The organism is Hydrogenophaga sp. (assembly GCF_050182545.1).
Taxonomy (GTDB): domain Bacteria; phylum Pseudomonadota; class Gammaproteobacteria; order Burkholderiales; family Burkholderiaceae_C; genus Hydrogenophaga.
Window position 1 is genome coordinate 1 of the sequence record NZ_JBFXCD010000002.1, and the last position, 25,368, is coordinate 25,368.

Below are 25,368 nucleotides of genomic sequence, written 5' to 3' on the forward strand. Positions count from 1 at the left end.
GTGGCTGCTCGGCGGCCTGTACGTCGCGGTGCTGCTGGCGCTGGCGCTGGGCAGCGTCAGCGGCGTGTGGGCCTTTCCCGCCATCTGGCCGCAGTCCTGGACGCTGGCGGCCTGGCATCAGGTGGCCAGCAGCAGCACGACCACCGTGACCACGCTGTGGCTCGCGGCGGGCAGCAGCGCCATCGCACTGGTCTGGAGCGTGGCCTGGCTGGAGCTCGCCCCGCGCCGCTGGGACGAGGCCCTGCGCCCCCTGCTCTACCTGCCGCTGGTGCTGCCCGCCGTGTTGTGGGTGGTGGGCCTGTACGCCGTGGGCCTGCGCTTGCGGCTGGAAGGCCAGGCCCTGGGCGTGCTGCTCGCACACACGCTCATGGTGCTGCCCTATGTGCTGCTGGCGCTCAGTCCGGCCTACCTGGGTTTCGACGCGCGCTACGCCCAGCTCAATGCCAGCCTGGGCCACGGCGCCTGGCGCTTTCTGTGGCGCGTGAAATGGCCACTGTTGCGGCGCTCGCTGGCATCGGCCGCGGCCGTGGGCTTCGCCGTCAGCGTGGCACAGTACCTGCCCACGCTCTACCTGGGCGCGGGCCGCTACGCCAGCGTGACCACCGAAGCCGTCACACTCGCATCGGGCGGCCAGCGATCGCTCACCAGCGCCTATGCCGGCCTGCAGATCCTGCTGCCGGTGCTGGCCTTCGCGCTGGCGGCCTGGGTGGGCCGGCCCCGCCGTTTCAGACGCAACCCCGCATGACGCTTGCCATTCACATCCACCGCCTGGCCACGCGCGACCACACGCTGGTGCAGGACCTGCGCTTCGAGGTCGCGCCGGGGCAGATCCTCACGCTCATGGGTCCCAGCGGCTGCGGCAAGAGCTCGGTGCTCGCGGCCATCGCGGGCACGCTCGACCACGAGGCCCTGCAGTGCGAAAGCTCGGTCCGGCTGGATGGGCAGGCGCTCGATGCCCTGCCCACGGCCGCGCGCGGCATCGGCCTGCTGTTTCAAGAGGACCTGCTGTTCGCCCACATGACCGTGGCCGAGAACCTGCTGTTCGCCGTGCCGGCGGGGCCGAAGCGCGATCGGCTGGATGCGGTGGAGCGCGCGCTGAGCGAAGCCGGGCTGGCCGGCTTCGGCGCGCGCGATCCGGCCACGCTCTCGGGCGGGCAGCGCGCGCGCATCGCGCTCATGCGTGCCCTGCTCGCACACCCGCGCGTGCTGCTGCTCGACGAACCCTTCTCGCGGCTGGACGCGGCCCTGCGCGACCAGTTCCGCGCCTTCGTGTTCGAGCACCTGCGCGCGCGCCGCATGCCCGCCGTGCTGGTGACGCACGACGCGGCCGACATCGCCGACCCGGCACTCGTGATCGAGCTCGGCCATGCTCGATAGCGCGCTGCAAAAACGGCTCAGGCCGCTGCTGGCCCACGCCGCCCGCAGCCTGGTGCGCCTGGGCATCGGCGCGGACGCGCTGAGCTTCATCGGCTTCGGCATCGGCATGGGTGCGGCGCTGTCGATCGCGCTGGGCCATTTCCTCACCGGCCTGGGGCTGCTGCTGCTCTCACGCCTGTTTGACGGGCTCGACGGCGCGGTGGCGCGCGCCACCACGCCCACCGACCGCGGCGGCTTTCTCGACATCACGCTCGACTTCCTCTTCTACGCCTCGATACCGCTGGCCTTCGCGCTGGCCGACCCTGCCGCCAACGCCCTGCCTGCGGCCGTGCTACTGGCCAGCTTCATCGGCACGGGGAGCAGCTTTCTCGCCTTCGCCATCGTCGCGGCGCAACGCGACCTGCACTCCACCGCATTCCCGAACAAGAGCTTCTACTTTCTGGGGGGCCTGACCGAAGCCACCGAAACCATCGCCGCCTTCGCCGCCATGTGCCTGTGGCCGCGCTGGTTCCCGCACATCGCCTACGGCTTCGCGGCCCTGTGCGCCATCAGCACCGTGCTGCGCATCGCCTGGGGTTACCGCCGGTTCCGCTGAACGCGCCTCCCTATACTTTGCGCACCATGCACCTCCACGCGCCCACCCCATGAGCCCCGCCACCGCCTGGCTCGAAGCCGCCTTCCTGGGCCTGATCCAGGGCCTGACCGAATTCCTCCCCATCTCCTCCAGCGCGCACCTGCGCATCATCGGCCCGCTGCTGCCCTCGGGCGGCGACCCCGGCGCGGCCTTCACCGCCATCACCCAGATTGGCACCGAGGCCGCGGTGCTGCTGTACTTCCGGCACGACATCGTGCGCATCTTCCTGGCCTGGTGGGCCTCGCTCACGCAACCGGCCATGCGGCAGAACCCGGACGCGCGCATGGGCTGGCTGATCATCATCGGCTCGCTGCCCATCGTGGTGCTGGGCCTGCTGTTCAAGGACGCGATCGAAGGCTCGCTGCGCAACCTCTACATCACGGCCACCATGCTGATCGTGTTCGCGCTCATCCTGGGTGCGGCCGACCGCCATGGTCGGCGCGAGCGCACGCTCGACAAGCTCAGCTGGGGCCACGGCCTGCTGTTCGGCCTGGCCCAGGCCATGGCGCTGATCCCGGGCGTCTCGCGCTCGGGCGGCACGATCACGGCCGGACTGCTCATGGGCTACACGCGCGAGGCCGCGGCGCGCTACTCCTTCCTGCTGGCCATTCCAGCGGTGATGGGCTCAGGCTTCTACCAGCTGTTTCGCAGCTGGCAGCACGGCAGCCCCGTGGCGCCGGGCCCCACCGCCCTGGCCACATTGATCGCCTTTGGCGTGGGCTACGGCGTGATCGTCGTCTTTCTCAAGCTGGTGTCCACGCGCGGCTACATGGCCTTCGTCTACTACCGCATCGCGCTGGGCCTGCTGGTGTTCGCGCTACTGGGCGCGGGCGTGCTGAGCGCGCATTGAACCCGTCAAACGGCGGCTTCTGGACGAAACGTTGGTAAGGCGAATTGCTCAACAGACTGAGATAAATCACTCAACGCATTGAGTAAATTCACCAGCCCCTTTTTTCCACCGCGCCCAGTCGGCCGGTTCGTCCACATCCCACAGGGTCGTCAGTTCCTGCCATGACGCGCCCGCGGCGCGCAGGCGCTCGCGTGTCTGCGCCAGCACCTGCGGCGTGCTCCAGTCCACGCCGCTGAACACCGCCGGCAGCGGCCGGCGCAGGCCGATGAGCACGTAGCCGCCGTCCTCGGCGGGGATCAGCACCGCGTCCTGCGTGTGCAGCGCATCGGCGGCCTGCTGCAGGTGGTCGGCCGTGAGCACCGGGCAGTCGGTGCCGACGATCAGCAGCGGTGTGCGTGGCGCGCGGGCGAAGTGCGCGCGCATCGCCGCGGCCATGCGCTGGCCGATGTCGCCCTCGGACTGGTCCACCGCTTCCACGCCGTGGCGCCGCCGCAGCGCGCGAAAGAAGCGGTGGCCTGCGCCGGGCGCGCACCAGAGCGTGACCGGCCCAGTGCCGGCGGCGCGCGCGGTGCCGATCGTGCGCAGCGCAAAGGCGCGCTGCGCACGCGCCGCGCCCGCGGCCCCCAGCGCCGGAATGAGTCGGGTCTTGGCCAGGCCGGGTACGGGTGCCTTGGCCAGAACGGCCACCGCCGCCGGTGCGCGGGCGGTGTAGCCATAGCGCCTTGCCAGCGCGTGCGCGTCGGCGCCCAGCGCGAATGCCGCGCGCAGCCGCCACATCAGCAGCACCGTGCGCCAGAAGCCGTGCCGGTCCCAGCGCCGGCCCGAGGTGGTCACCGGCTCGCGCAGGCAGGCCGGTGGCCCGATGTGCTTCAGGCGCCGGCTCAGGTCGATGTCTTCCATCAGCGGCAGCGGTGCGAAGCCCCCCAGCGACTCGAAGACACGCCGCCGCACGAACAGGGCCTGGTCCCCGGTGGCGATGCCGCTCCAGCGCGAGCGCAGGTTCATGAGCGCGGCCACCATGGGCAGCAGGGCATGGCGGCCTTCGATGCGCACGTCGAAGCGGCCCCAGGCGCGGCCGGCCGCCAACGCCTGCGCGATCAGCCAGTCCGACTCGGGCGGCAATTGCGTGTCGGCGTGCAGAAACAGCAGCACATCGCCCGTGGCTGCGCAGGCCCCCGCGTTGAGTTGGGTGGCGCGGCCGCGCGGGGCGCGCAGCACCCGGTCGGCATGGGCCCGTGCGATGTCCGCCGTGCCGTCGCCACTGCCGCCATCGACCACCAGCAGTTCGGCGCCGCGCGCGCGCAGCGGCGCCAGCGCCTGCAGGCGCGCGGCCAGTGTGTCCGCTTCGTCCAGCACGGGCATCACGATGGACAGGCGCGTCATTGGGCCAGCTTCGCCCTGCGGGCTGCGGTGCGCGCTGGCCTGGGAACGGCCCGGCGCTGCGCTCATGGTTTGCCCATGAGCGGTTCGAGCGTGGCGAACTCGTCGCGCACCCGGGACACCACGGCCAGGCTGAGGTAGTGATCGACGCGCTCGCGCACGTGCGCCACGAGGGCGGCCTCGCTGTGCTCGCCCGACCAGTCCTCGCCATGCGCGGTGCCGCGCGCGGGCGCGCCCGATGTGACGCGCCACTTGGCGCACCAGGTCACGGACCACAGCCACATCGCGCGGCGCAGCGGCAGGTGCCAGGCCTGCGCCTCGTCGGCCAGCGCGCCCGCGGCGCGGGCCCAGGCCGCGTAGAACACCATCACCTGCGCGGGCGTGAGTTCGGCCCGCGTCTCCAGGTCCCAGGTGGTGGAGGTGTAGAGCGTGGCGTGCGCCAGGTCCAGGCCGGGGTAGCCATAGCGGCACTTCTCCAGATCCACCAGCATGGCGCGCCCATCGGCCTGCACGATGAAATTGCCCGGGTGGCCGTCGAAGGCGATCAGGCGGCGCGCCGGGCGGTCAGTGCGATCGGCGAGCGATTGCAGGCGCTGCCGCTCGATGTCGATGGCGCGCGCCACCCGGGGTGCCAGGCCTGCGGGCGCCAGGTAACGCGCCTGCGCCGCGATCTCGTCGACCAGCGCACGCAACGGGTCGGGATCGTCGCGCAGGGGCGCGCGCAGCGCGGCTTCGGGCAGTGGCAGTTGGTGCAGTGAGGCCAGTGCTTCGGCAATGGCGTCCAGATCGTCGGGCAGCGACGCGGGCCGACCGAGGATCTCGTCGACCAGCAGGGCGCCGCGCGGCAGGGCCTGCGAAGGTGGCAGCCAGCCGCGCAGCGCCGGGGTGTGCCCGCCTGCGGCGGCGCGCTCGAAACAGGTCATCTGGTAGGCCAGGTTGTCCGCCGCGCCCAGGTCCATCTGGCTCTGCTTGGGAATGCGCGCGAGCAGCCCGCTGCCCACCAGGCGCACATGGTCGTGTGCCAGCCCCTTGTCGCGCAGCGGCGCGAGCACGCCCTGTGCGCCAGCGTGGCCTTCGAGCAGCAAGGCCTGGCGCAGTCGCGTGGCGATGTCGTCCGTCGCGCTCAAGGGCGTCGCCCCTGTGGGAACGTCATCGATGTAAGAATGGCTGCGGCCTGGCGACCCATGGGCAGGCTTCTGATCGGATCCATCGTGAACATTCGCAAAATCCTGCTGCTCCTGGTGGTGGTGCTGGGCATCTCGGCCTTCTTCGCTTTCGATCTGGGCCGCTTCCTGAGCCTGGACTATCTCAAACAAAGCCAGGCCGCGTTCGCCGAAGTGCAGGCCCGCGCACCGCTGCAGGTGGCACTGGCCTATTTTGCGATCTATGTGGCCACCACCGCGCTGTCGCTGCCCGGTGCGACCATCATCACCCTGGCCGGCGGCGCCCTCTTCGGGCTGCTCTGGGGCACGGTGCTGGTGTCGTTCGCCTCCAGCATCGGCGCCACGCTGGCCTTCCTGGTCTCGCGCTTCGTGCTGCGCGGCAGCGTCGAGGCGCGCTTCGGCACGCGCCTGGCGGAGATCAACCGGGGCATCGAGAGGGACGGCGCCTTCTACCTGTTCACGCTGCGCCTCATTCCTGTCGTGCCGTTCTTCGTCATCAACCTGGTGATGGGCCTGACAGCGATGAAGGCGCGCACCTTTTACTGGGTGAGCCAGCTCGGCATGCTGGCGGGCACGCTGGTGTACGTCAACGCCGGCACCCAGCTGGGCCGGCTCGAATCGCTCCAGGGCATCCTCAGCCCCGCACTGATCGGCTCCTTCGTGCTGCTGGGCCTGTTCCCGCTGATCGCGCGCCGGATCGTCGCGGCCGTGCGCAAGCGCCAGGTGTATGCACGCTGGAAGCACGTACGCCCGGCGCGCTTCGACCGCAACCTGATCGTGATCGGCGCGGGCGCGGGCGGCCTGGTCTCGGCCTACATCGCGGCCACCGTGAAGGCGAAGGTCACGCTGGTCGAAGCCCACAAGATGGGGGGCGACTGCCTGAACTATGGCTGCGTGCCGAGCAAGGCCCTGATCAAGAGCGCCACGCTGGCCCACCAGATGCGCCACGGCTCGACCTACGGCCTGGGTGACGCCACACCGGCCTTCAGCTTCAAGGCGGTGATGCAGCGCATCCAGGCCGTGATCCGCGCGATCGAGCCGCACGACAGCGTCGAGCGTTACACCGGCCTGGGTGTCGAGGTGCTGCAGGGCCACGCCAAACTCACCAGCCCCTGGACGGTGGAGATCGCGCTCCACAGCGGCGGCACGCAGACCTTGACCGCGCGCGGCATCGTCATCGCCGCTGGCGCTCGCCCCTTCGTGCCGCCGCTGCCCGGCCTCGAAGACAGCGGCTACGTGACCAGCGACACGATGTGGGAGAAGTTCGCCGAACGCGACGAGTTGCCCCGGCGCCTCGTGGTGCTGGGCGGCGGCCCGATCGGCTGCGAGCTGGCACAGGCCTTTGCGCGCCTGGGCTCGCAGGTGACGCAGGTGGAGATGGCGCCGCGCATCATGCTGCGCGAGGACGAGGAGGTGAGCGAACTCGCGCGCCGTGCCTTGCAGGCCGACGGCGTGGACGTGCGCACCGGCCACAAGGCGCTGCGCTGCGAAAGGGTCGACGGCGAGAAACTGCTGGTGGTGGAGCACGCCGGCGCCGAGCAGCGCATTGCCTTCGACGAGCTGATCTGCGCCGTGGGCCGCAGCGCGCGCCTGAGCGGCTACGGACTGGAGGAACTCGGCATCCCGAGCGGCAAGACCATCGAGACCAACGAATACCTGCAGACGCTCTACCCCAACATCTACGCCGCCGGCGACGTGGCCGGGCCCTACCAGTTCACCCACGTGGCGGCGCACCAGGCGTGGTACGCGGCGGTCAACGCGCTGTTCGGCGACCTGCGCCTGTTCAAGGCCGACTACCGCGTCATCCCCTGGGCCACGTTCATCGACCCCGAGGTCGCACGCGTGGGCCTCAACGAACAGGAAGCGAAGGAACGCGGCATCGCCGTGGAGGTCACGAAGTACGGCATCGACGACCTGGACCGCGCGATCGCCGACAGCGAGGCGCATGGCTTCGTGAAGGTGCTCACCCCGCCAGGCAAGGACACCATCCTGGGCGTGACCATCGTCGGCAGCCACGCTGCGGACCTGCTGGCCGAATACGTGCTGGCCATGAAACACGGCCTGGGTCTGAACAAGATGCTGGGCACCATCCACACGTACCCCACGATGGCAGAAGCCAACAAATACGCCGCCGGCGAATGGAAGCGCGCGCACGCGCCACAGCAGTTGCTGGCCTGGCTGGGCAGGTTTCACGACTGGCGGCGCGGATGATCGGCCTGCGCTCGATCCTTTGTGCGCTGGGGGCCGGCATCGCGCTGCCGCTGGCGGCGCAGACCGCGTCACCTTTGCCACCCCTGCTGCAAGACGACGGAGCCCTGCACCCCGACTGGCGCTTCGTCGGCTTCCCCAAGCAGAAAGCCGATCTGCCGCCCACGCGCTTCGAGGCCGGCCGCGTGGGCGGCGTGCCCGCGGTGCAGGTGATCACGCGCTCCAGCTACGGCACGCTGGTGCACGAGGTGGCGGGCACGGCAGCGGCCCGGCTGCAATGGCGCTGGCGACTCGACGAGCCGCTCACCGGTGGCACCGCGCCGGCCGACATCCTCACCAAGGCCGGTGACGACGCGGCGCTCAAGGTCTGCGTGATGTTCGACCACCCGCTTGATCGCGTGCCCTTTCTGGAGCGCACGCTGCTGCGCATCGCGCGCGGCGTGAGCGGCGAGACCCTGCCCGCAGCCACCGTGTGCTACGTGTGGGACAGCACCCACCCCGCCCTCACGCAGGGCGCCAACCCCTACACCCGCCGCGTGCGCTTCATCAGCCTGCAGGGTCGCGGTGCTCCACTGGCGCGCTGGGTCAACGAATCGCGCGACGTGGCCCGCGACTTCATCGACCTGTTCGCGGACGAACTGCCCGAAGGCCGGGCCACGCCGGTGCGCGACGCGCCGCCGGTCACGCGCGTGCTGCTGGGCGCCGACAGCGACAACACCGCCAGCACCAGCAGCGGCTGGGTGGCCGATCTGCGCTGGGCCTCGGGCGCGCCTTGACACACCCCGTAACATCGGGGCCCATGCAACACCACGGCATCCAGAAGCTCCTGCTGCTCGGCGCCGGCCACGCCCACCTGCAGGTGCTGGCCCACCTGGCCGACCACCACCCCGCCGATCTGGACGTGACCGTGCTCACGCCCTACCCGCACCAGGTCTACAGCGGCATGACGCCAGGCTACGTGGCGGGGCGCTACACAGAGGACGAAGGCCGCGTACCGCTGGAGCCGCTGCTGCGCGCGACGGGCGCGCGCTGGGTGCAGGGCCGTTGCGACGGCATCGACACCGCCGCGCAGACCGTGCGGGTCGCTGCGGTGCAGGGTGCACCAGACACACCCGCCACGCTGCCCTACAACCTGCTCTCCATCGACACCGGCGCCGTGCTCGACCGCACGCGTCTGGAGGACGAAATGCCCGGCGCGGCCACGCACGCCCTGCCGATCCGGCCGATCGAGGCCTTCACCGCGCTGTGGCCGCAGGTGATGGCGCTGGCGCAGCGCCAGGCCGTGTCGCTGGCGGTGGTGGGCGCGGGCGCCGGTGGCATCGAGCTGGTGTTCGCGGCTGAACAGGCGCTGCGCCTGCACGGCCAGCCGGGCGCGCGCTTCACGCTCGTCACCGGTGGGCCCGAGGTGGCCGACAACTACAGCCCGGGCGTGCAGCGGCGCGCGCTGCGCCAGCTCAGGCGGCGCGGCATCACCGTGCTGCGCGAAGCCTGCACCGGCATCAGCGAAGGCGAGGTGCACCTGGGCAACGGCGCGCGCCTGGCCTGCGATGTGCCGCTGCTGGCCATCGGCACGCACGCGCCCGCCTGGCTGCAGGGCAGCGGGCTGGCCCTGAGCGACAGCGGGCATGTGCTGGTGAACGCCTGCCAGCAGAGCACCAGCCACGCCAACGTGTTCGCCGCCGGCGACGTGTGCAGCCGCATCGACCAGCCGCACGCACGCAGCGGCGTGTACGCGGTGCGCGCGGGCCCGCCGCTGGCGCACAACCTGCTCGCCGCGCATGGTGGCCAGGCGCTGCGGCCGCACCACCCGCCCCGCCACACCCTCAACCTGCTGTCCTGCGGCACCGGGCATGCCATCGCCAGCTACGGCCCGCTGCACGCCGAAGGCGCCTGGGCGTGGTGGTGGAAGGACCGGATCGACCGCGCGTTTGTGACCCGTTACCGGCGAGCCTGAGGCCAGCGACGTCGGTGGCTAAACTCGGGGGGGTATCAAACCTCCGTCCGAACACCATGACCGACCTGCGCCACACCCTCCTGCTCGCCAGCCTCGTGTTCTGCGGTGGCGCCATGGCGCAGGCACCAGCCGCAAACGCCACCAGCAAGTTCCACCCCTGGCAGGCCGCGGCGCCGCGCCTGACCGCCGAGGCCTACTTCACCAACCTCGAAGACGGCGACAAGATCGAGACACCCTATGTGCTCAAGTTCGGTCTCTCCGGCGGCTGGGGCCTGGCGCCCATTGCGCAGCCAGGCGGGCGCAAGAGCGGCCACCACCACCTGCTGGTCAACCGCGACCTGCCGCTGAACTTCAAGGAAGCGCTGCCTTTCAACGACCAGTACATCCACTTCGGCAAGGGCCAGATGGAGACGGTGCTCACGCTCGAGCCCGGCACCTACACGCTGCGCATGCTGCTGGCCGACCAGAACCACCTGCCGCACTTCGTCTACAGCAAGCCGGCCACGATCACCGTGACGAAGAAGAACCCGACCGACCCCAAGACGCTGTCGGTCAAGGGCGTGGGCATGATGGTGGATGGGCCCGTGGTCAGGAACCCGTTTCGCGTGCAGTTCCATGCCTCGGCGCTCAACGTGGCACACCGCTCGCAGCGCCTGCCCGACACCGGCCACTTCCGCCTGACCGTCACGCCCGCCAGCGGCGCCCCGGCGGTGATGGAATTCGACGATGGCCAGACCGAAGTCTGGCTCGCGCCCCCGGCCGGCAGCTACAGCCTCAAGCTCGAATTGCTGGACAACACCGCCGCCGGCAAGCTGCTCACGGAGCCCGCCACGGCCAGCGTGCGCGTGCAGTAGGGAGTCTTGAACCGCTACCTGGGTGTCAGGGTCACGTTGTATTGCCCTTGGGGGCCTTTGAGAGTTCCCTCAAATCCCGCACCAGAGGGCTTGAGATCAAAGGTGCGACCACATGTCGGCAGGCTCAGGTCTTTTGACGCATCCAGCAGCACCCGGCCTTCGGGGGTGACGACGCCGATCATCGGAAACGGCCGGCGACAAATGCTCGTGGCCTTGTAGAAATGGCTCGTGCCCGAGAAGGTGTTTCCCTCCACCTTGTCGATCGTGATGAGGAAAGCAAAATCGCCGTTCCTGGCATCGACATCGCCGCGGTATTCGCCCATCTTGACCAATCCTGCCGTTGATTCGGCCTGGGAAGCGAAGGACACGAAGCCAAGGGCAAGGGCCAACATGGGCGCACGGTGTTTGGACATGGTCGATTCCGTTGGTGGGAGAAAAGGCCCGCCGTCCCATACGGCAGCCCGAACAAGAGACGCGTGCGATGACCTTCATATCCTGCGGATGCCGCCAGCGGAACTCGGACAAACACCTACCGCGAGTCGGATAGTTCACCGCTCTTGCCTGACAAGCGCAGCTAGCATGCGATGGCGGAATGTCCCGCTGCTGGAAGGACCCCCCAATGAACTCCCATCGACGTCTGAGTCTGTTTGGCGTGTTGGCAATACTCGGCGGAATTTCCGCGTGTGCTGCTCCAGGTTCCGGTGCCAACTGGACATGCAGCGCCAACGGACTGATCACTTCCCGCTACGACGGCTCCGGGCAGGCCTATGTGCATCTCTCGGGTTTCACCAGCGGAGGGCACTATCCCGTGAAACTGAATGAAGCCAAGACCGAGGCTTCCGGTGTCACAGCCAATGGCACCCCCTTCACGTGCAAGAAAGCCTGACGGCATGCCGCAAGTGGAAACACGGATGCGGGCCGGCGCAGTCGTGATCGCATGGGCCTTCGCCCTTGGAGCAGGCGACGCACAGTCGCAGCCATGCTCCACGCCACTGCCGTCGGATGTCATCGTGGCCACGCCCTCGGCGACGGATGGCCCTCAGGCGTTTCTCGGCGTGTGGGGCGATGGCCAGTGGCAGGGCGTCCTGTGCCACACGCTCGTGGTGGAGACCCTGTCTGACGACAACTCCGTTGTGGCCGTGTACAGCCATGGCGCCTACCCGGGATGGAACATCAGGGCCCCCGGGTTCGTTCGTGTCCCCGGCCAGGTCAGGGACGACACGCTGCATATCGCCTTTCCCAACGGGTCTGCACGTGTCGAGTACCGGATTGTCGACGGCAAGCTGCAGGGTCGCTACATCACGCGAAGCAACGTCGCCACCGCCGTGCTCACGCGGAAGTAGCACTGCATCTACCCGCGAGCCGGCCTCAGCAGCCGAGCTGGTCGGCCAGGTCCAGAAAATCGCGCGCGTGCAGCGTGTTGGCCGCATCGGGTGACACGTCCTTGGGCCGCGCGGCGCCGAACTCCAGCGGGCGCTCCACGTAGGCGGTGGACAGGCCGCAGGCACGCGCCGCGGCCAGATCGTCCTGGTGCGCGGCCACCAGCATCACTTGCGCGGGCGGCACGCGAAACACCTCGGCCACGCCGAGGTAGGTGCGCGGGTCGGGTTTGTAGGCGCGGAACACCTCGGCCGAGAGCACGCAGTCCCAGGGCAGTCCGGCACGCTTGGCCATGTTGGTGAGCAGGCCGAGGTTGCCGTTGGACAGGCTGCACAGCGTGTGGCGGGTTTTCAGGCGGGTGAGCCCCTGCACCGTGTCGGGCCAGGGGTCGAGCCGGTGCCACACGCGGTTGAGGTGATCGCGCGCGGCCTCGTCCAGGTGCGCCAGGCCAAAGCGCGGCAGCAGCCCGTCGAGGATCAGGCGGTGCAGGTCGTCGATCAGCGTCCAGCCCAGTTCACCGGACCGCACACGCTGCATGGCGGGCTGGTAGCCCTCGCGCCAGGCGAGCGCGAAGGCGTCGGCATCCACCTGCGGGTACAGCGCCCGCACCTCGCGCACGATGCTGCCGTGCCAGTCGACCACGGTGCCGAAGACGTCGAAGGCGAGGATGGGGGTCGGGGTTCGGGGCATGGCGGGTGGTCAGTGCGTGGGTGTGCAAATTCAAGAAAAAATCTTGAACTTGCAGAAAATGCCTCAGGCCTGGCGCAAGGCGGTCACTTCGATTTCGATCTTCATGCGCGGGTCGAGCAGGCCGGCCGAGATCATCATGGCCGCCGGGCGCGCCCGGCCCAGGTGCTGGCGCAGCACCGGCCAGCACGCCTCGAACAGCGAGGCATCGGGCAGCACGTAGGTCACGCGCACCACGTCGTCCAGCGTCGCGCCCGCTTCGCGCAATGCGGCGGCGATGTTCTGGAAACACTGCTCGGCCTGCGCCACCACGTCGTCGGAAATCGTCATGCTTGCGTAGTCGAAGCCGGTGGTGCCCGAGACGAACACCCAGTCGCCCGCGACCACGGCGCGCGAATAGCCGATCTGTTCTTCAAACGGAGAACCGGAGCTGATGAGCGTGCGGGTCATGCGGTCTTTCTGAATCAGTCCACCAGCAGCCGCGCGCCATCGGCGCCCGCCGCCACGATCTCGCCGATGTCGGCCGCCGCGTCGAAGCCCTGCGCGCGGAATACGGCGAGCACGGCGTCCACCGCGTCGGGCGCGCAGGCCACCAGCAGGCCGCCGCTGGTCTGGGGGTCGCTCAACAGGGCCTGGTCCACCGGCTGCAGGCCCGCGCCCAGGCGCACCTCGTGGCCGTAGGCCGCCCAGTTTCGGCCCGAGGCACCGGTGACCATGCCGGCGGCGGCAAGGTCTCGCACGCCCTCGATCAGCGGCACGCGCGCCAGCTCGATGCGCACCGCCGCGTTCGCGCCGCGCGCCATCTCCAGCACATGACCGGCCAGGCCGAAGCCGGTGACGTCGGTGAGCGCGTGCACGCCGTCGAGCGCGGCCAGCGCCGGCCCGGGCGTGTTGAGCTTCGTGGTGTTCGCGATCATCTGCGCGTAGCCCGCAGGCGGCAGCGCGTCCTTCTTGAGCGCGGCCGAGAGCACGCCCACGCCCAGCGGCTTGCCCAGGATCAGGCGGTCGCCCACCTGCGCGTCGGCGTTGCGCTTGACGCGCCCGGGATGCATGAGCCCAAGCGCGACCAAGCCATAGATGGGCTCGACCGAATCGATGGTGTGGCCGCCCGCGATCGGGATGCCGGCCTCGCGGCACACGCTCTGGCCACCGGCCAGGATCTGGCCGATGGTCTCGGTGGAGAGCACGTTGATCGGCATGCCCACCAGCGCCAGCGCCATGATGGGCGTGCCGCCCATGGCGTAGACGTCGCTGATCGCGTTGGTCGCGGCGATGCGCCCGAAATCGAACGGGTCGTCCACGATGGGCATGAAGAAGTCGGTGGTGGCGATCAGCGCCTGCTCGTCGTTGAGCCGGTACACGGCCGCGTCGTCGGCGGTTTCGATGCCCACCATCAGCTCGGGCGGGATGGGCATGGCACTGGTGCCGCGCAGGATCTCGCTGAGCACGCCGGGGGCGATCTTGCAGCCGCAGCCACCACCGTGCGAGAGGCTGGTCAGGCGCGGCCGGGCGGCGCTGGATGTCAGAGGTGCGTTCATGGTCGGATGGGGTCGGAGGTGCGCGGGGCGGTCGCGCCGGCCCGCCATTGTGCGGCAGGGTTCAGGCCGGCGCCCAGAACACGCTGAACCAGCCCTTCGCATCGGTCCAGTGCCGGGCCGGGCCGAAGCCGGCTTCGCACAGCAGCGCCTCGAAGTCGGCAGGCTCCCACTTGCAGGAGCTCTCGGTGTGGATGCGCTCGCCATCGGCAAACACCCGCGCGCCACCGGGCCAGCGCACGGTCTGCGCGCCGCGCGCCTGCAGGTGCATTTCCACCCGCGATTCGTCGGCGTTGTACAGGCCCACGTGCTGCCAGGCGGCGGGCGCGAAATCGGAGCCCAGCACCCGGTTGACGTGCAGCAGCAGGTTGCGGTTGAAGGCGGCGGTGACACCCAGCGCGTCGTCGTAGGCGGGTTCGAGCACGGCGCGCGGCTTGACGCGGTCCACGCCAATCAGCAGCCCACCACCGGCGCCACCGGCCTCGCACACAGCGTGCACCTGGCGCAGCAACAGCAGGGCCTCGTCGGGCGTGAAGTTGCCGATGCTCGAGCCAGGGTAGAACACCAGGCGCGGCTGCTCGGCGAGCGCGCGCTCGCCGAGCCACGCGGTGGCCTCGCGGCCCAGCGCGAAGCGCGCCGAGAAGTCCATGCCCAGGCCGAGCATGGGCAGTTCCGGGTGGCGCTGCTGCAGGGCCGCGAGCGTGTCGCGCAGGTAGTCGACCGAGATGTCCACCGGCACATAGGCCGAGGGCTGCAGCACCGGGAACAGGCGCGCGGCCTTGGCGCAACTGCCCGCGCCCAGGTCGATCATCACCGCGCCGTCGGGCGCGTGGCGCGCGATGTCGGCCCGGTGCTGCGCGAGCACGGCCGCCTCGGTGCGCGTGGGGTAGTACTCGGGCAACTCGGTGATGGCATCGAACAGGCGCGAGCCGAGCGCGTCGTAAAGAAACTTCGGCGCGATGCGCGCGGGCACGTCCAGCAGGCCATCGATCAATTCGGGTCCGGCCTCGCCGGCCTGCACCCGGTGCAGCTGGACGAAGTGCGGCGTCAGGTCGGTGTATCGCATGAATGTCTCCATTCGCCGCAGGCGGCGCGGGGGTGGTTCATTTCGCCAGGCGCAAGCCGCTGAACTGCCAGCGCGCGTCGGTGGGGAAGAAGTTGCGGTAGCTCGCGCGGATGTGCGAGGCCGGCGTGGCGCAGGAGCCGCCGCGCAGCACCATCTGGTTGATCATGAACTTGCCGTTGTATTCGCCCACGGCACCTTCGGCGGGCTGGTAGCCGGGGTAGGCGCTGTAGCTGCTGCGCGTCCATTCCCACACGTCGCCGTACATCTGCAGCAGGCCCCCGCCGGCCGCGGACGCGGGCAGCGGGTGCAGCGCATTGCCGTCCTGCAGGTTGCCGCGCACGGGCAGCGGCGCGGCCGCGGCCTCCCACTCGGCTTCGGTGGGCAGGCGCGCACCGGCCCATTCGGCGTGCGTGGCGCCGGCCCAGCGCGCGAAGGCGTCGGCCTCGAAATGGCTGATGTGCGTCACCGGCGTGTGCGGGTCCAGCGGCACCTCGCCGTGCAGCGTGAACACGGTGGGCCGCGCGGCCGCGTCGTCAACCGGCAGCGTCCAGTACAGGGGCGCGCGCACGCCATGGGCGCGCACCCAGTCCCAGCCGGCGGCCAGCCACCAGCGCGGCTCGTCGTAGCCACCGTCCTGCACGAACGCCCACCACTCGCCATGGGTCACCAGCCGGTTCATCAGCGCGTAGGGCTCCAGCCATTCGCGGTGGCGCGGCAGCTCGTTGTCGAACGCGAAGCCCTCGCCCGCGTGGCCGGTCTCCACCAGCCCGCCGGCTTGTTCCACCCAGCGCGGCGCGGTCGCCGTCACCGACACCAGCGGCCAGTGGCGCCGGTAGGCCGGGCGAAGCGGGTTGATGGACAGCAGGTGCTTCACGTCGGTGAGCAGCAGTTCCTGGTGCTGCTGCTCGTGGTGCAGGCCGAGCTCGATGAGGCGCAACGCCTCGTCGCTGTCGGTGTGCGCGATCAGCTGCGCGATGCGTTCGTCCACCTGCTCGCGCCAGCGCCACACGCTGGCCAGGTCAGGGCGCGTGATCAGGCCGCGCTGCGGGCGCGAGAACTGTTCGCCCACGCCGTTGTAGTAGCTGTTGAAGAGCACGCGGTACGCCGGGTCGAAGGGCGCGAAGCCGGGTTCGAAGCGTTCCAGCACGAAGGTCTCGAAGAACCAGGTGACGTGCGCCAGGTGCCACTTGGCCGGGCTCGCGTCGGGCATGGACTGGGCCTGGGCGTCCTCGGGCGAGAGCGGTGCGGCCAGCGCACGGCTGCGTTCGCGCACCGTGGCGTACTGCCGCACCAGCGCTTCACGCCCGGAATGTGGCTGCGGGCGCGACGGTGGCGCGGCGGGTCGAGGCTTGCGGTGCATGGAATCAACCTCCGGGTTGGAGCCGCAGCAGTTGCCCGTTGCGCGCATCGGTAAGCAGGTAGATGAAGCCGTCCGGGCCCTGGCGCACGTCGCGCACGCGCTGGCCGAGATCGGGCAACAGCTTTTCCTCGCGCAGCACGCGCGTACCGTCCAGCGTCAGGCGCGCGAGGTAGCGAAACTTGAGCGAACCCACCAGCAGCCGGCCCTGCCACTCCGGGCCGTAGCGTTCGCTGGTCACGAAGGCCATGCCCGCGGGCGCGATCGAGGGTGTCCAGTGGAGCAGCGGCTGCTCCATGCCGTCCTGCCGGGTGATGCCCTTGCCGATGGGGCCGCCGCCGTAGTTCTCGCCGTAGGTGATGACGGGCCAGCCATGGTTCCTGCCGGCGCCGGGCCGGTTGAGTTCGTCCCCCCCTTGAGGACCGTGTTCGGTGATCCACAGCGCGCCGTCGGGGCCGATGGTCGCGCCCTGCACATTGCGGTGGCCGAAGCTCCAGATTTCGGGCAGTGCGCCGGCGCGACCGACAAAGGGGTTGTCCGGGTGCGCGCTGCCGTCGGGCCGCACGCGCACCACCTTGCCGAGGTGGTTGTCCAGCGTCTGCGCATCAGCCATGCGGCTGTAGCGGTCGCCCAGCCCGAGGAACAGGCTGCCGTCGCCGGCCTGCGCGATACGGCAGCCGAAGTGCAGGCGGCTCGCCACCTTGGGCTTCTGGCTGAAGACCACGCGCACGTCCTCCAGCGCGGCGCGGTCGGCCGACAGGCGCGCCGAAGCCAGCGCGGTGGAATTGCCGCCCAGGCCGGGCTCGCTGTAGCAGAAGTGCAGCGTGCGGTTGCGCGCGAAGTCGCGGTCGGCCACCACGTCGAGCAGGCCACCCTGCCCCACCGCGTCCACCTCGGGCACGCCCCTGAGCGGGTCGCCCACGCGGCCGTCGGCTTCCACCACGCGCATGCGCCCGGGCCGCTCCGTCACGAGCATGCGGCCCTCGTCGAGGAAGGCCAGGCCCCAGGGGTTCTGCAGGCCCTGCGCCACCACTTCGGTGGAAACGGCGGGCGATTGCGCCTGCGCCGTGCCGACCAGCATTGCACAGGCGACGGCGAGCAAAGCCGATGGAGTGAAAGACAGGCGGGTCATGTCCAGGGGTGTTGCAGTGAATCGAACCGGGTTGGTGTGTGCACGTGGCGTGGGGTTCCCCGGGTCAGTCTGTTTCAACCCATCGGCCTTACACCGAACAGCCAGGCATGCGCCCAGAACACGAAGACCGCGTACAGCGCCAGGCCACCCACGAGCGCGATGGCATCGTTGACCGGACTACCCGGGAGCGCTGGCGCGATGCGCGACATGCCGGCCGCCGCGCGCCGCTTGACCGAGATGCGGTCGGCCACGGCCCACACGAGAAAACCGCCGAACAGCAGCACGTCGGCCAGCGTGCCATTGGCCAGCAGATGGGCCAGCGCCCACAGCTTGACTGAGAGCAGCATCGGGTGCTTCGCCGCGCGCTGGATGCGCCCGGGCAGGTAGGCCGCCAGCAACAGCACGAACACGGGCAGCAAGAGCAGCGCCGCGAGGTGGCGAAAGCCCGCGGGCGGGGTGTAGAGCAGCACCGGCGCCTGCCGCGCCAGGCCATAGCCCCAGACGATCAGCGCCAGGCCCGCGAAGGCCAGCAGGGAGTACAGCCCCTTCCAGGCCCCCTCACCCATGCGCTGTGCGAGCGCATCGCGCCCGCGCGGCGACACGATGGACACCGAGTGCACGCCCAGGAACAGCACCAGACCGACGATCAACCAGAGCATGAGGGCACCTCCCGCCCGTCCAGCCCCGGAACACCCGGCGACTGCTGAGGCATCGGCGCACTGTAGCGCGGGCTTGTGTCAGGGGTGCATGTGCGGGGCATTTCCCCGCGGGGCAATCGGCGGGCCCGCTCAGGCCGGCTGGGCGCGGCGCAGCCGTTCGCGGCTGTTCGAGAGGTGGGTGCGCATGGCCGCGCGCGCGGCCTCGGCGTCGCGCGCGCGAATCGCGTGGTAGATGTTCTGGTGCTCCAGGTGCACGCGCCGCAGGTAGGCCAGGCGGCCCTCGGGCGCGCTGCTCGCGGTGTTCAGGCGCGTGCGCGGAATGATCATCGTGCCCAGGTAGGTCATGAGGTCGGCGAAGTGGCGGTTGCCGGTGGCGCGCGCCACCTCCATGTGGAACTGGAAGTCCGATGGCACGGCGTCGGAGGATTCGGCGATCGAGCCCTCGAACGCGGCCAGTGCGGCGGCCATGTTCTGCAGGTGGCCATCTTCACGGCGCTGCGCGGCCAGGCCTGCGGCCTCGCACTCCAGGCTGATGCGCAGTTCCAGCAGCGAGATCACGTCGGCCACGGTGGCGAAATCCTCCGGCGCGATGCGGAAGTTGCTCTGCTCGGGCGGCGCCATCACAAAGGTGCCCACGCCGTGGCGCGTCTCCACCAGGCCCGAGGCCTGCAGGCGCGAGATGGCCTCGCGCACCACGGTGCGGCTGACCTCGAAGCGGTTCATCAGCTCGGATTCGGTGGGCAGCTTGTCGCCCGTCTGCAGGCGGCCTTCGCGCACGTCGGCGGCCAGGGTGTCGACGATTTCCGGCACCAGGCCGCGCGGGCGGCGCACCCGCGCTGGCGGGGCCGCGAGCGCCGTGTTTTCGTCTCCTAGGGTTTTCACGGGGAGCATGGTTTTTTCCTTGACACGCCTGGGCGGCGTTCACACAATTCGCGCAAGTTGTCAGACAACCGACAACAGACAACAAGCCTGGGCGCACTGTAGCAAACCGCTCGCGAAAGTCCAAGCCCTCCGCCACAAGCCGCACGCCCGACATGTCACACGCCATCGCGATCAAGACCCACCGCCGCCTCCTGCTCACCGGCGCCGCTGGCGGCCTGGGCACCGCCCTGCGCCCGCGCCTCAAACACAACTGCGAGGTGCTGCGCCTGTCCGACCTGGCCGACGTCGGCGCGGCCCAGGCGGGCGAGGAAGTGGTGCAGGCCGACCTGGCGAACGCGGACCAGGTCGACGCCATGGTGGCCGGCTGCGACGCCATCGTGCACCTGGGCGGCATCTCGGTGGAGGCGCCGTTCGCGGCCATCCTGCAGGCCAACATCGTGGGCGCCTACCACCTCTACGAAGCGGCCCGCCAGCACGGGGTGAAGCGCGTCGTGTTCGCCAGCTCCAACCACGTCACCGGCTTCTACAAGCAGAGCGAGACCATCCATGCCGACCACCCCGCGCGCCCGGACGGCTTCTATGGCCTGAGCAAGGCCTTTGGCGAAGACCTCGCGCGCCTGTACTTCGATCGCCACGGCATCGAGACCGCCTGCGTGCGCATCGGCTCTTCATTCCCTGAACCGAAGGACCGCCGCATGCTCGCCACCTGGCTGAGCTACGACGACCTGCACCGCCTCATCACCGCCTGCCTGAGCACGCCGGTGCTGGGCCACAGCATCGTCTTCGGCATGTCCGACAACGCCGTGACCTGGTGGGACAACAGCCGCGCGCGCCACATCGGCTTCGTGCCGAAAGACAGCTCCGATGTGTTCCGCGACGCGGTGTACGCGCGCACCAGCGCACCCGACCTGAGTGACCCGGCCGCCATCTACCAGGGCGGCGCCTTCGTCAAGGCCGGCCCGTTCTGAACACCATGAAGCCCACCGCCGAACTGGTGCTCGACGCGCGCAATGGCGTGGGCGAAAGCCCGGTCTGGGACGCGCGGCGCCAGTGCCTGTTCTGGGTCGACATCCCCGGCCGCGCACTGTGGTGCTGGAGCGCCGCGAGCGGCCGTGCGCGCCAGTGGGCCACGCCCGAGATGACCGGCTGCATCGCACTGGCCGCTGGCAGCGAGACCTTGCCGCACGGCCGCTGGGTCGCGCCCATGGAGACCGGCGTGGCCCTGCTCACGCCGAACGAGGACGGCTCGCTGGACCATGAAACGCTCTCCTCCGTGCAGCACCCGCAGCCCGGCATGCGCTTCAACGACGGCCGTTGCGACCGCCAGGGCCGCCTGCGCGCGGGCAGCATGGTGATGGACATGTCACTGGGCGCGGCCGCCGGCAGCGTCTACGCGCTCGACGGCGCGCAGCCGCGCGCGCTGCTCAACGGCTTCATCACCCCCAATGGCATGGCCTTCAGCCCCGATGGCGGCACCCTGTACCTCTCGGACTCGCACCCGGACGTGCAGGCCATCTGGGCCTTCGACTACGACACCGCCAGCGGCACGCCGCACAAGCGCCGCCTGTTCGTGGACATGAAACCCCTGCCCGGCCGGCCCGACGGCGCGGCCATGGACGAAGACGGTGGCTACTGGATCTGCGGCAACGACGCCGGCCTGGTGCACCGCTTCACGCCCGACGGCCGGCTCGACCGCTCGCTGGCCGTGCCGGTGAAGAAGCCCGCCATGTGCGCCTTCGGCGGCAGCGGGCTCGACACCTTGTTCGTCACCTCCATCCGGCCCGGCGGCGATCTCGCCGACCAGCCGCTGGCCGGTGGCGTCTTTGCACTGCGTCCAGGCGTGAGGGGCCTGGACGAACCGCGCTGCGTGCCCTGAGGCGGCGGCGCGGATTTTTCTTCACCTCGTCACTTCAACCACCCAACGGAGACACCATGAAGACCCCCCGCCGACTGATCCTGAGCCTGGCCATGGCCAGCCTGCTGCCCTTGAGCGCCCACGCCCAGAACATGGTGCTCAAGGCCCACGACACCCACCCCGCCGGCTACCCCACCGTGGCCGCCATGGAAAGCCTGGGCAAGAAGCTCGAGGCCGCCACCAATGGCCGCATCAAGCTGCAGATGTTCCCCGGCGCCGTGCTCGGCCAGGAAAAGGAAGCGGTGGAACAGACGCAGCTGGGCGCGATCCAGATCGCGCGCATTTCGCTTGGCGTGATCGGCCCCATCGTGCCCGAGGTCAACGTGTTCAACATGCCCTTCGTGTTCCGCGACGTGGCCCACATGCGCAAGGTGATCGACGGCGACGTCGGCGCCGACCTGCTCGACAAGGTCACCAACAGCTCCTCGCGCCTGGTCGCGCTGGGCTGGATGGACGGCGGCTCGCGCAGCCTGTACACGAAGAAGCCGGTGCGCAGCCCCGCCGACCTGCAGGGCCAGAAGATCCGCATGATGGGCAACCCGCTGTTCGTCGACACCATGAACGCCATGGGCGGCAACGGCATCTCCATGGCCTACGGCGAGGTGTTCACCTCGCTGCAGACGGGCGTGATCGACGGCGCGGAGAACAACCCGCCGAGCTACTTCACCGCCAACCACTACACCACGCCGGCCAAGTACTACGCGCAGACCCACCACCTGATCATTCCGGAGATCTTCGTGATGTCCAAGGTCACCTGGGACAAGCTCAGCGCGGCCGACCAGGCGCTGGTGAAGAAGCTCTCGCGCGAGGCGCAGCTGGAGCAGCGCGCGCTGTGGGACAAGAGCGTGGAGGAGTACACCGCCAAGCTCAAGGCCGCGGGCGTGCAGTTCATCAACGTCGACCAGAAGCCGTTCTACGACGCCACCGCGCCGGTGCGCGCCAAGTACGGCGCGGCGCTGACCGACCTGATGAAGCGCATCGACGCCGTGAAGTAAAGAGCTCCCTCCTGCGCCGCTTTGCGGCTTCCCCCCCGGTGGGGGAACGTGCCCTGTGGACCGGCGCAGCCGGATCCACGGGCACCCTGGACGAGGCCTCCGCCTCCGGCTGCATTGCGGTTTACCGCCGTTCGAATCTCTTGAGTGATCACCATGGCTGAAACGATCCACCGCGCGCTCGATGCCGTCTACCTGGCCTGCATCTGGGTGGCCGGCACCTGCATCTTCCTGATGTCGCTCATCATTCCCTGGGGCATCTTCACGCGCTACGTGCTGGGCACGGGTTCGCAATGGCCAGAGCCGATCTCGATCCTGCTCATGGTGGTCTTCACCTTCCTCGGCGCGGCGGCGAGCTACCGCGCCGGGGCCCACATCGCGGTGGTCATGCTCACCGAGCGCCTGCCGCAGGCGGCGCGCGGCGTGCTGGTCTTCGTGGTCCATGTGCTCATGCTGCTGGTCAGCCTCTTCATGGTCTATTACGGCGCCAAGCTGTGCATGGGCACCTGGGGCCAGTCCATCCCCGAGCTGCCCTGGCTGCCCGTGGGCCTGACCTACGTGCCGGTGCCGCTGGGCGGCTTCGTCACCCTGCTGTTCGTGCTGGAGTTCCTGCTCGGCGGTGACCAGAGCCAGCGCCGCGTGGTGCGCTACGACCTGCTGGACGACGCGCAGGAAGGGGCCGCCTGATGGACGCGTTCATCCTGCTCGGCAGCTTCTTCGTGCTGATGCTCATCGGCATGCCGGTGGCCTATGCACTCGGTCTTTCTGCCCTCATCGGCGCCTGGTGGATCGACATCCCGCTTGACGCGGTGATGATCGCCATCAGCAGCGGCGTCAACAAGTTCTCGCTGCTGGCCATTCCCTTCTTCGTGCTGGCCGGCGCCATCATGGCCGAGGGCGGCATGGCGCGCCGGCTGGTGGCTTTTGCCAACGTGCTGGTCGGCTTCATCCGCGGCGGCTTGTCGCTGGTCAACATCCTGGCCTCCACCTTCTTCGGCGCGATCTCCGGCTCGTCCATGGCCGACACGGCTTCCGTCGGCACGGTGCTGATTCCCGAGATGGAGAAAAAGGGCTACCCGCGCGAATTCGCCACCGCCGTGACGGTCAGCGGCTCGGTGCAGGCGATCCTGATTCCGCCCAGCCACAACGCGGTGATCTACTCGCTCGCGGCCGGTGGTTCGGTGTCCATCGCCGCGCTGTTCCTCGCCGGTGTGCTGCCCGGCCTGTTGCTGGGGGCCACGTTGGCCGTGATGTGCCTGGTGATCGCCAAACGCAAGAACTACCCCAAGGGCGAGGTGATTCCGCTGCGCCAGGCGCTGCGCATCTGCGCCGACGCGCTGTGGGGCCTGATGACCATGGTGATCATCCTCGGCGGCATTCTCTCGGGCGTGTTCACCGCCACCGAGTCGGCCTCGGTGGCCGTGCTCTGGGCCTTCGGCGTGACCATGTTCGTCTACCGCGACTACCAATGGCGCGAGCTGCCCAAGCTGGTGCACCGCACGGTGAAGACGCTGGCCATCGTGATGATCCTCATCGCTTTCGCCGCGGGCTTCGGCTACATCATGACGCTGATGCAGATCCCGCTGCAGATCACCACCGCGTTCACCACGCTGTCGGACAACCGCTACGTGATCCTGATGATGATCAACGTCATGCTGCTCGCGCTGGGCACGCTGATGGACATGGCGCCGCTGATCCTGATCCTCACGCCCATCCTGCTGCCGGTGGTCACCGCCATCGGCGTGGACCCGGTGCACTTCGGCATGATCATGATGGTCAACCTCGGCATGGGCCTCATCACGCCCCCAGTGGGCGGCGTACTCTTCGTCGGCAGCGCGGTCGCCAAGCTGCCCATGGAGACGGTGGTGCGCTCGCTGCTTCCGTTCTACATCGCCCTGTTCGCCGTGCTCATGGCCGTGACCTACCTGCCCGCCATTTCGCTGTGGCTGCCCCGAGCGGTGTTGTGATGGCCCTCGCCCTGCGCCCAGCGCGTCCGGCCCGTCCCTGATCCACATTGCCTGAAAAACCTGACGTGACTTCGCACGCCATCCGCCACGTCCGCGTCACGCCGATCGCGTTTCGCGACCCGCCGCTGCTCAACGCCGCCGGCATCCACGAACCCTGGGCCCTGCGCTCGATCATCGAGATCGAAACCGACAGCGGTCTGGTGGGCATCAACGAAAGCTATGGCGACCTGCCCATGCTCGAATCGCTGGCCCGTGCCGCGCCCGCGCTCACCGGGCTCTCGCCCTGGGCGCTGAACGACATGGAAACCCGCGTGGCCGCGCTGGTCACGCCGGCGGCGCCCTCGGCCTCGGAGTTCCTTGGCCAGCAGGTGTCGCTGGCGCCGGGCACGCATGTCTCCAAGACGGTGGCCAAGGTGATCAGCGCGTTCGAGGTGGCGATGATGGACCTGCAGGGACAGCTGGCCAACGCGCCGGTGGTGGACCTGCTCGGCGGCGCGGCGCGCGAGAGCGTGCCGTTCTCGGCCTACCTGTTCTTCAAGTACGCCGAACACATCGGCACACCCTACGCACCCGACCCGTTCGGCGAAGGCCTCACGCCTGCGCAGATGGTGGCGCAGGCGCGGCGCATGATCGAGCAGTACGGCTTCCAGAGCATCAAGCTCAAGGCCGGCGCCCTGCCGCCCGATCAGGAGGTGGCAGCGCTGCTGGCGCTGGCGCAGGCCTTTCCCGGCGCGCCGCTGCGCATCGACCCCAACGCCAACTGGAGCGTGGCCACCAGCCTGGCGGTGGTGCAGCAGCTGCGCGGCGTGCTGGAGTACTACGAAGACCCGGCCCCGGGGCTGGACGGCATGGCCGCCGTGGCCGCGGCCTGCGAGGTGCCACTGGCCACCAACATGGTGGTGACCGACCTCGCGGAGTTCCGCCGCAACGCCGAGATGGGCTGCCCGGTGAAGATCGTGCTGAGCGACCACCACTACTGGGGTGGCCTGCGCGCCACGCAGCGCCTCTCGCTCATGTGCGAGACCTTCGGCCTGGGCCTGTCCATGCATTCCAACTCGCACCTGGGCATCAGCCTGACGGCCATGACCCACCTGGCCGCTTCGGTGCCGCACCTCTCGTACGCCTGCGACACGCACTACCCCTGGCAGGACGACGAGGTCGTCAGCGGCGGGCGCCTGCGCTTCGAGCGCGGCAGCCTGCCCGTGCCGACCACACCGGGCCTGGGCGTGACGATCGACCGCGAGGCCCTGGCCCGCCTGCATCACAACTACCTGCACTGCGGCATCCGCCACCGCGACGACCTCGCGCAGATGCGCAAGTACGACCCCACCTTCACCGGCCACCAGCCGCGCTTCTGACACCCGGCCACCAAGCCT

The 25,368-nt window shown here is 69.6% G+C and carries 27 protein-coding genes; 16 read left to right on the forward strand and 11 right to left on the reverse strand.

The genetic code is table 11. The features are described 5' to 3' along the window. From AB7P10_RS02075 to AB7P10_RS02090, 4 genes are all read left to right on the forward strand, one after another. The coding region (locus tag AB7P10_RS02075; protein WP_428292185.1) for an ABC transporter permease subunit at positions 1-745 on the forward strand (745 nt) is incomplete at its 5' end. Continuing rightward, complete coding sequence (locus AB7P10_RS02080) at positions 742-1,377, forward strand: ATP-binding cassette domain-containing protein (RefSeq protein WP_428292186.1); 636 nt, start codon at positions 742-744, stop codon at positions 1,375-1,377. The genes AB7P10_RS02075 and AB7P10_RS02080, both read left to right, overlap by 4 nt. Further along, a complete protein-coding gene (locus tag AB7P10_RS02085) occupies positions 1,367-1,972 on the forward strand; it encodes a CDP-alcohol phosphatidyltransferase family protein (RefSeq protein WP_428292187.1) in 606 nt (201 codons plus the stop codon). The genes AB7P10_RS02080 and AB7P10_RS02085 overlap by 11 nt, the downstream gene beginning before the upstream one ends. Before the next feature lie 49 nt (positions 1,973-2,021). Next, positions 2,022-2,861, forward strand: a complete 840-nt coding sequence (locus tag AB7P10_RS02090) for an undecaprenyl-diphosphate phosphatase (RefSeq protein WP_428292188.1) — start codon at positions 2,022-2,024, stop codon at positions 2,859-2,861. Positions 2,862-2,927: 66 nt separating this feature from the next. Here AB7P10_RS02090 and AB7P10_RS02095 read toward each other — a convergent pair whose 3' ends face one another. Both AB7P10_RS02095 and AB7P10_RS02100 read right to left on the reverse strand, forming a co-directional pair. Continuing rightward, on the reverse strand, positions 2,928-4,310 hold the full coding sequence (locus AB7P10_RS02095) for a TIGR04283 family arsenosugar biosynthesis glycosyltransferase (RefSeq protein WP_428292189.1): 1,383 nt from the start codon (positions 4,308-4,310) through the stop codon (positions 2,928-2,930). Beyond that, positions 4,307-5,368, reverse strand: a complete 1,062-nt coding sequence (locus AB7P10_RS02100; RefSeq protein ID WP_428292190.1) for an aminoglycoside phosphotransferase family protein — start codon at positions 5,366-5,368, stop codon at positions 4,307-4,309. Before AB7P10_RS02100 ends, AB7P10_RS02095 begins: the two co-directional genes overlap by 4 nt. Positions 5,369-5,425: 57 nt before the next feature. Between AB7P10_RS02100 and AB7P10_RS02105 the strand changes: the two genes are divergently transcribed. Genes AB7P10_RS02105 through AB7P10_RS02120 form a run of 4 tightly spaced genes read left to right on the forward strand, consistent with a single transcriptional unit; the run spans position 5,426 to position 10,420 of the window. Next, complete coding sequence (locus AB7P10_RS02105; RefSeq protein ID WP_428292191.1) at positions 5,426-7,615, forward strand: FAD-dependent oxidoreductase; 2,190 nt, start codon at positions 5,426-5,428, stop codon at positions 7,613-7,615. Next, positions 7,612-8,388 carry a DUF3047 domain-containing protein gene (locus AB7P10_RS02110; RefSeq protein WP_428292192.1) on the forward strand — a complete coding sequence of 259 codons (777 nt, stop codon included), beginning with the start codon at positions 7,612-7,614 and terminating at the stop codon, positions 8,386-8,388. The genes AB7P10_RS02105 and AB7P10_RS02110 overlap by 4 nt, the downstream gene beginning before the upstream one ends. 23 nt (positions 8,389-8,411) lie before the next feature. After that, positions 8,412-9,566 (forward strand): FAD-dependent oxidoreductase, encoded by a 1,155-nt coding sequence (locus AB7P10_RS02115; protein WP_428292193.1) that lies wholly within the window; start codon positions 8,412-8,414, stop codon positions 9,564-9,566. 56 nt (positions 9,567-9,622) lie between these two features. Beyond that, positions 9,623-10,420 carry a DUF4399 domain-containing protein gene (locus tag AB7P10_RS02120; protein WP_428292194.1) on the forward strand — a complete coding sequence of 266 codons (798 nt, stop codon included), beginning with the start codon at positions 9,623-9,625 and terminating at the stop codon, positions 10,418-10,420. 14 nt (positions 10,421-10,434) lie between these two features. Here AB7P10_RS02120 and AB7P10_RS02125 read toward each other — a convergent pair whose 3' ends face one another. Continuing rightward, entirely contained in the window at positions 10,435-10,833 is a 399-nt protein-coding gene (locus tag AB7P10_RS02125; RefSeq protein ID WP_428292195.1) for a hypothetical protein, read from the reverse strand. Positions 10,834-11,039: 206 nt separating this feature from the next. On the opposite strand from AB7P10_RS02125, the gene AB7P10_RS02130 reads away from it, so the two are divergent. Both AB7P10_RS02130 and AB7P10_RS02135 read left to right on the forward strand, forming a co-directional pair. After that, complete coding sequence (locus AB7P10_RS02130) at positions 11,040-11,306, forward strand: hypothetical protein (RefSeq protein WP_428292196.1); 267 nt, start codon at positions 11,040-11,042, stop codon at positions 11,304-11,306. A gap of 4 nt (positions 11,307-11,310) precedes the next feature. Further along, the gene (locus tag AB7P10_RS02135; protein WP_428292197.1) at positions 11,311-11,763 is read left to right on the forward strand and encodes a hypothetical protein; all 453 of its coding nucleotides are present in this window, start codon (positions 11,311-11,313) and stop codon (positions 11,761-11,763) included. Positions 11,764-11,788: 25 nt separating this feature from the next. Here AB7P10_RS02135 and AB7P10_RS02140 read toward each other — a convergent pair whose 3' ends face one another. The 8 genes from AB7P10_RS02140 to AB7P10_RS02175 all read right to left on the reverse strand — a co-directional run bounded on the left by AB7P10_RS02140 (position 11,789) and on the right by AB7P10_RS02175 (position 19,127). Beyond that, on the reverse strand, positions 11,789-12,490 hold the full coding sequence (locus AB7P10_RS02140) for a haloacid dehalogenase type II (RefSeq protein ID WP_428292198.1): 702 nt from the start codon (positions 12,488-12,490) through the stop codon (positions 11,789-11,791). A 63-nt stretch (positions 12,491-12,553) separates the two neighbouring features. Beyond that, a complete protein-coding gene (locus AB7P10_RS02145) occupies positions 12,554-12,937 on the reverse strand; it encodes a RidA family protein (protein WP_428292199.1) in 384 nt (127 codons plus the stop codon). A 14-nt stretch (positions 12,938-12,951) separates the two neighbouring features. Continuing rightward, the gene (selD, locus tag AB7P10_RS02150; RefSeq protein WP_428292200.1) at positions 12,952-14,025 is read right to left on the reverse strand and encodes a selenide, water dikinase SelD; all 1,074 of its coding nucleotides are present in this window, start codon (positions 14,023-14,025) and stop codon (positions 12,952-12,954) included. Positions 14,026-14,086: 61 nt separating this feature from the next. Continuing rightward, the gene (gene egtD / locus AB7P10_RS02155) at positions 14,087-15,088 is read right to left on the reverse strand and encodes an L-histidine N(alpha)-methyltransferase (protein WP_428292201.1); all 1,002 of its coding nucleotides are present in this window, start codon (positions 15,086-15,088) and stop codon (positions 14,087-14,089) included. Between the two features lie 37 nt (positions 15,089-15,125). Beyond that, the gene (gene egtB, locus AB7P10_RS02160; RefSeq protein ID WP_428292202.1) at positions 15,126-16,448 is read right to left on the reverse strand and encodes an ergothioneine biosynthesis protein EgtB; all 1,323 of its coding nucleotides are present in this window, start codon (positions 16,446-16,448) and stop codon (positions 15,126-15,128) included. A 4-nt stretch (positions 16,449-16,452) separates the two neighbouring features. Continuing rightward, positions 16,453-17,526, reverse strand: coding sequence for a PQQ-dependent sugar dehydrogenase (locus tag AB7P10_RS02165; protein WP_428292513.1), 1,074 nt, complete (start codon positions 17,524-17,526; stop codon positions 16,453-16,455). Between the two features lie 125 nt (positions 17,527-17,651). Continuing rightward, positions 17,652-18,236: an NnrU family protein gene (locus AB7P10_RS02170; RefSeq protein ID WP_428292203.1), complete on the reverse strand. Its 585-nt coding sequence runs from the start codon at positions 18,234-18,236 to the stop codon at positions 17,652-17,654. A gap of 129 nt (positions 18,237-18,365) precedes the next feature. Beyond that, positions 18,366-19,127, reverse strand: coding sequence for a FadR/GntR family transcriptional regulator (locus tag AB7P10_RS02175; protein WP_428292204.1), 762 nt, complete (start codon positions 19,125-19,127; stop codon positions 18,366-18,368). A gap of 143 nt (positions 19,128-19,270) precedes the next feature. Between AB7P10_RS02175 and AB7P10_RS02180 the strand changes: the two genes are divergently transcribed. The 6 genes from AB7P10_RS02180 (at position 19,271) to AB7P10_RS02205 (ending at position 25,350) form a co-directional block, all read left to right on the forward strand. After that, the gene (locus AB7P10_RS02180; RefSeq protein ID WP_428292205.1) at positions 19,271-20,086 is read left to right on the forward strand and encodes an NAD-dependent epimerase/dehydratase family protein; all 816 of its coding nucleotides are present in this window, start codon (positions 19,271-19,273) and stop codon (positions 20,084-20,086) included. A 5-nt stretch (positions 20,087-20,091) separates the two neighbouring features. Next, a complete protein-coding gene (locus tag AB7P10_RS02185) occupies positions 20,092-20,994 on the forward strand; it encodes an SMP-30/gluconolactonase/LRE family protein (RefSeq protein ID WP_428292206.1) in 903 nt (300 codons plus the stop codon). 56 nt (positions 20,995-21,050) lie between these two features. Further along, positions 21,051-22,028 carry a TRAP transporter substrate-binding protein gene (locus AB7P10_RS02190; protein ID WP_428292207.1) on the forward strand — a complete coding sequence of 326 codons (978 nt, stop codon included), beginning with the start codon at positions 21,051-21,053 and terminating at the stop codon, positions 22,026-22,028. A gap of 153 nt (positions 22,029-22,181) precedes the next feature. Continuing rightward, complete coding sequence (locus tag AB7P10_RS02195) at positions 22,182-22,712, forward strand: TRAP transporter small permease (protein ID WP_428292208.1); 531 nt, start codon at positions 22,182-22,184, stop codon at positions 22,710-22,712. Next, positions 22,712-23,992 carry a TRAP transporter large permease gene (locus AB7P10_RS02200; protein ID WP_428292209.1) on the forward strand — a complete coding sequence of 427 codons (1,281 nt, stop codon included), beginning with the start codon at positions 22,712-22,714 and terminating at the stop codon, positions 23,990-23,992. The genes AB7P10_RS02195 and AB7P10_RS02200 overlap by 1 nt, the downstream gene beginning before the upstream one ends. 65 nt (positions 23,993-24,057) lie before the next feature. Beyond that, the gene (locus tag AB7P10_RS02205) at positions 24,058-25,350 is read left to right on the forward strand and encodes a glucarate dehydratase family protein (protein ID WP_428292210.1); all 1,293 of its coding nucleotides are present in this window, start codon (positions 24,058-24,060) and stop codon (positions 25,348-25,350) included. The last annotated feature ends 18 nt before the right edge of the window (positions 25,351-25,368 follow it).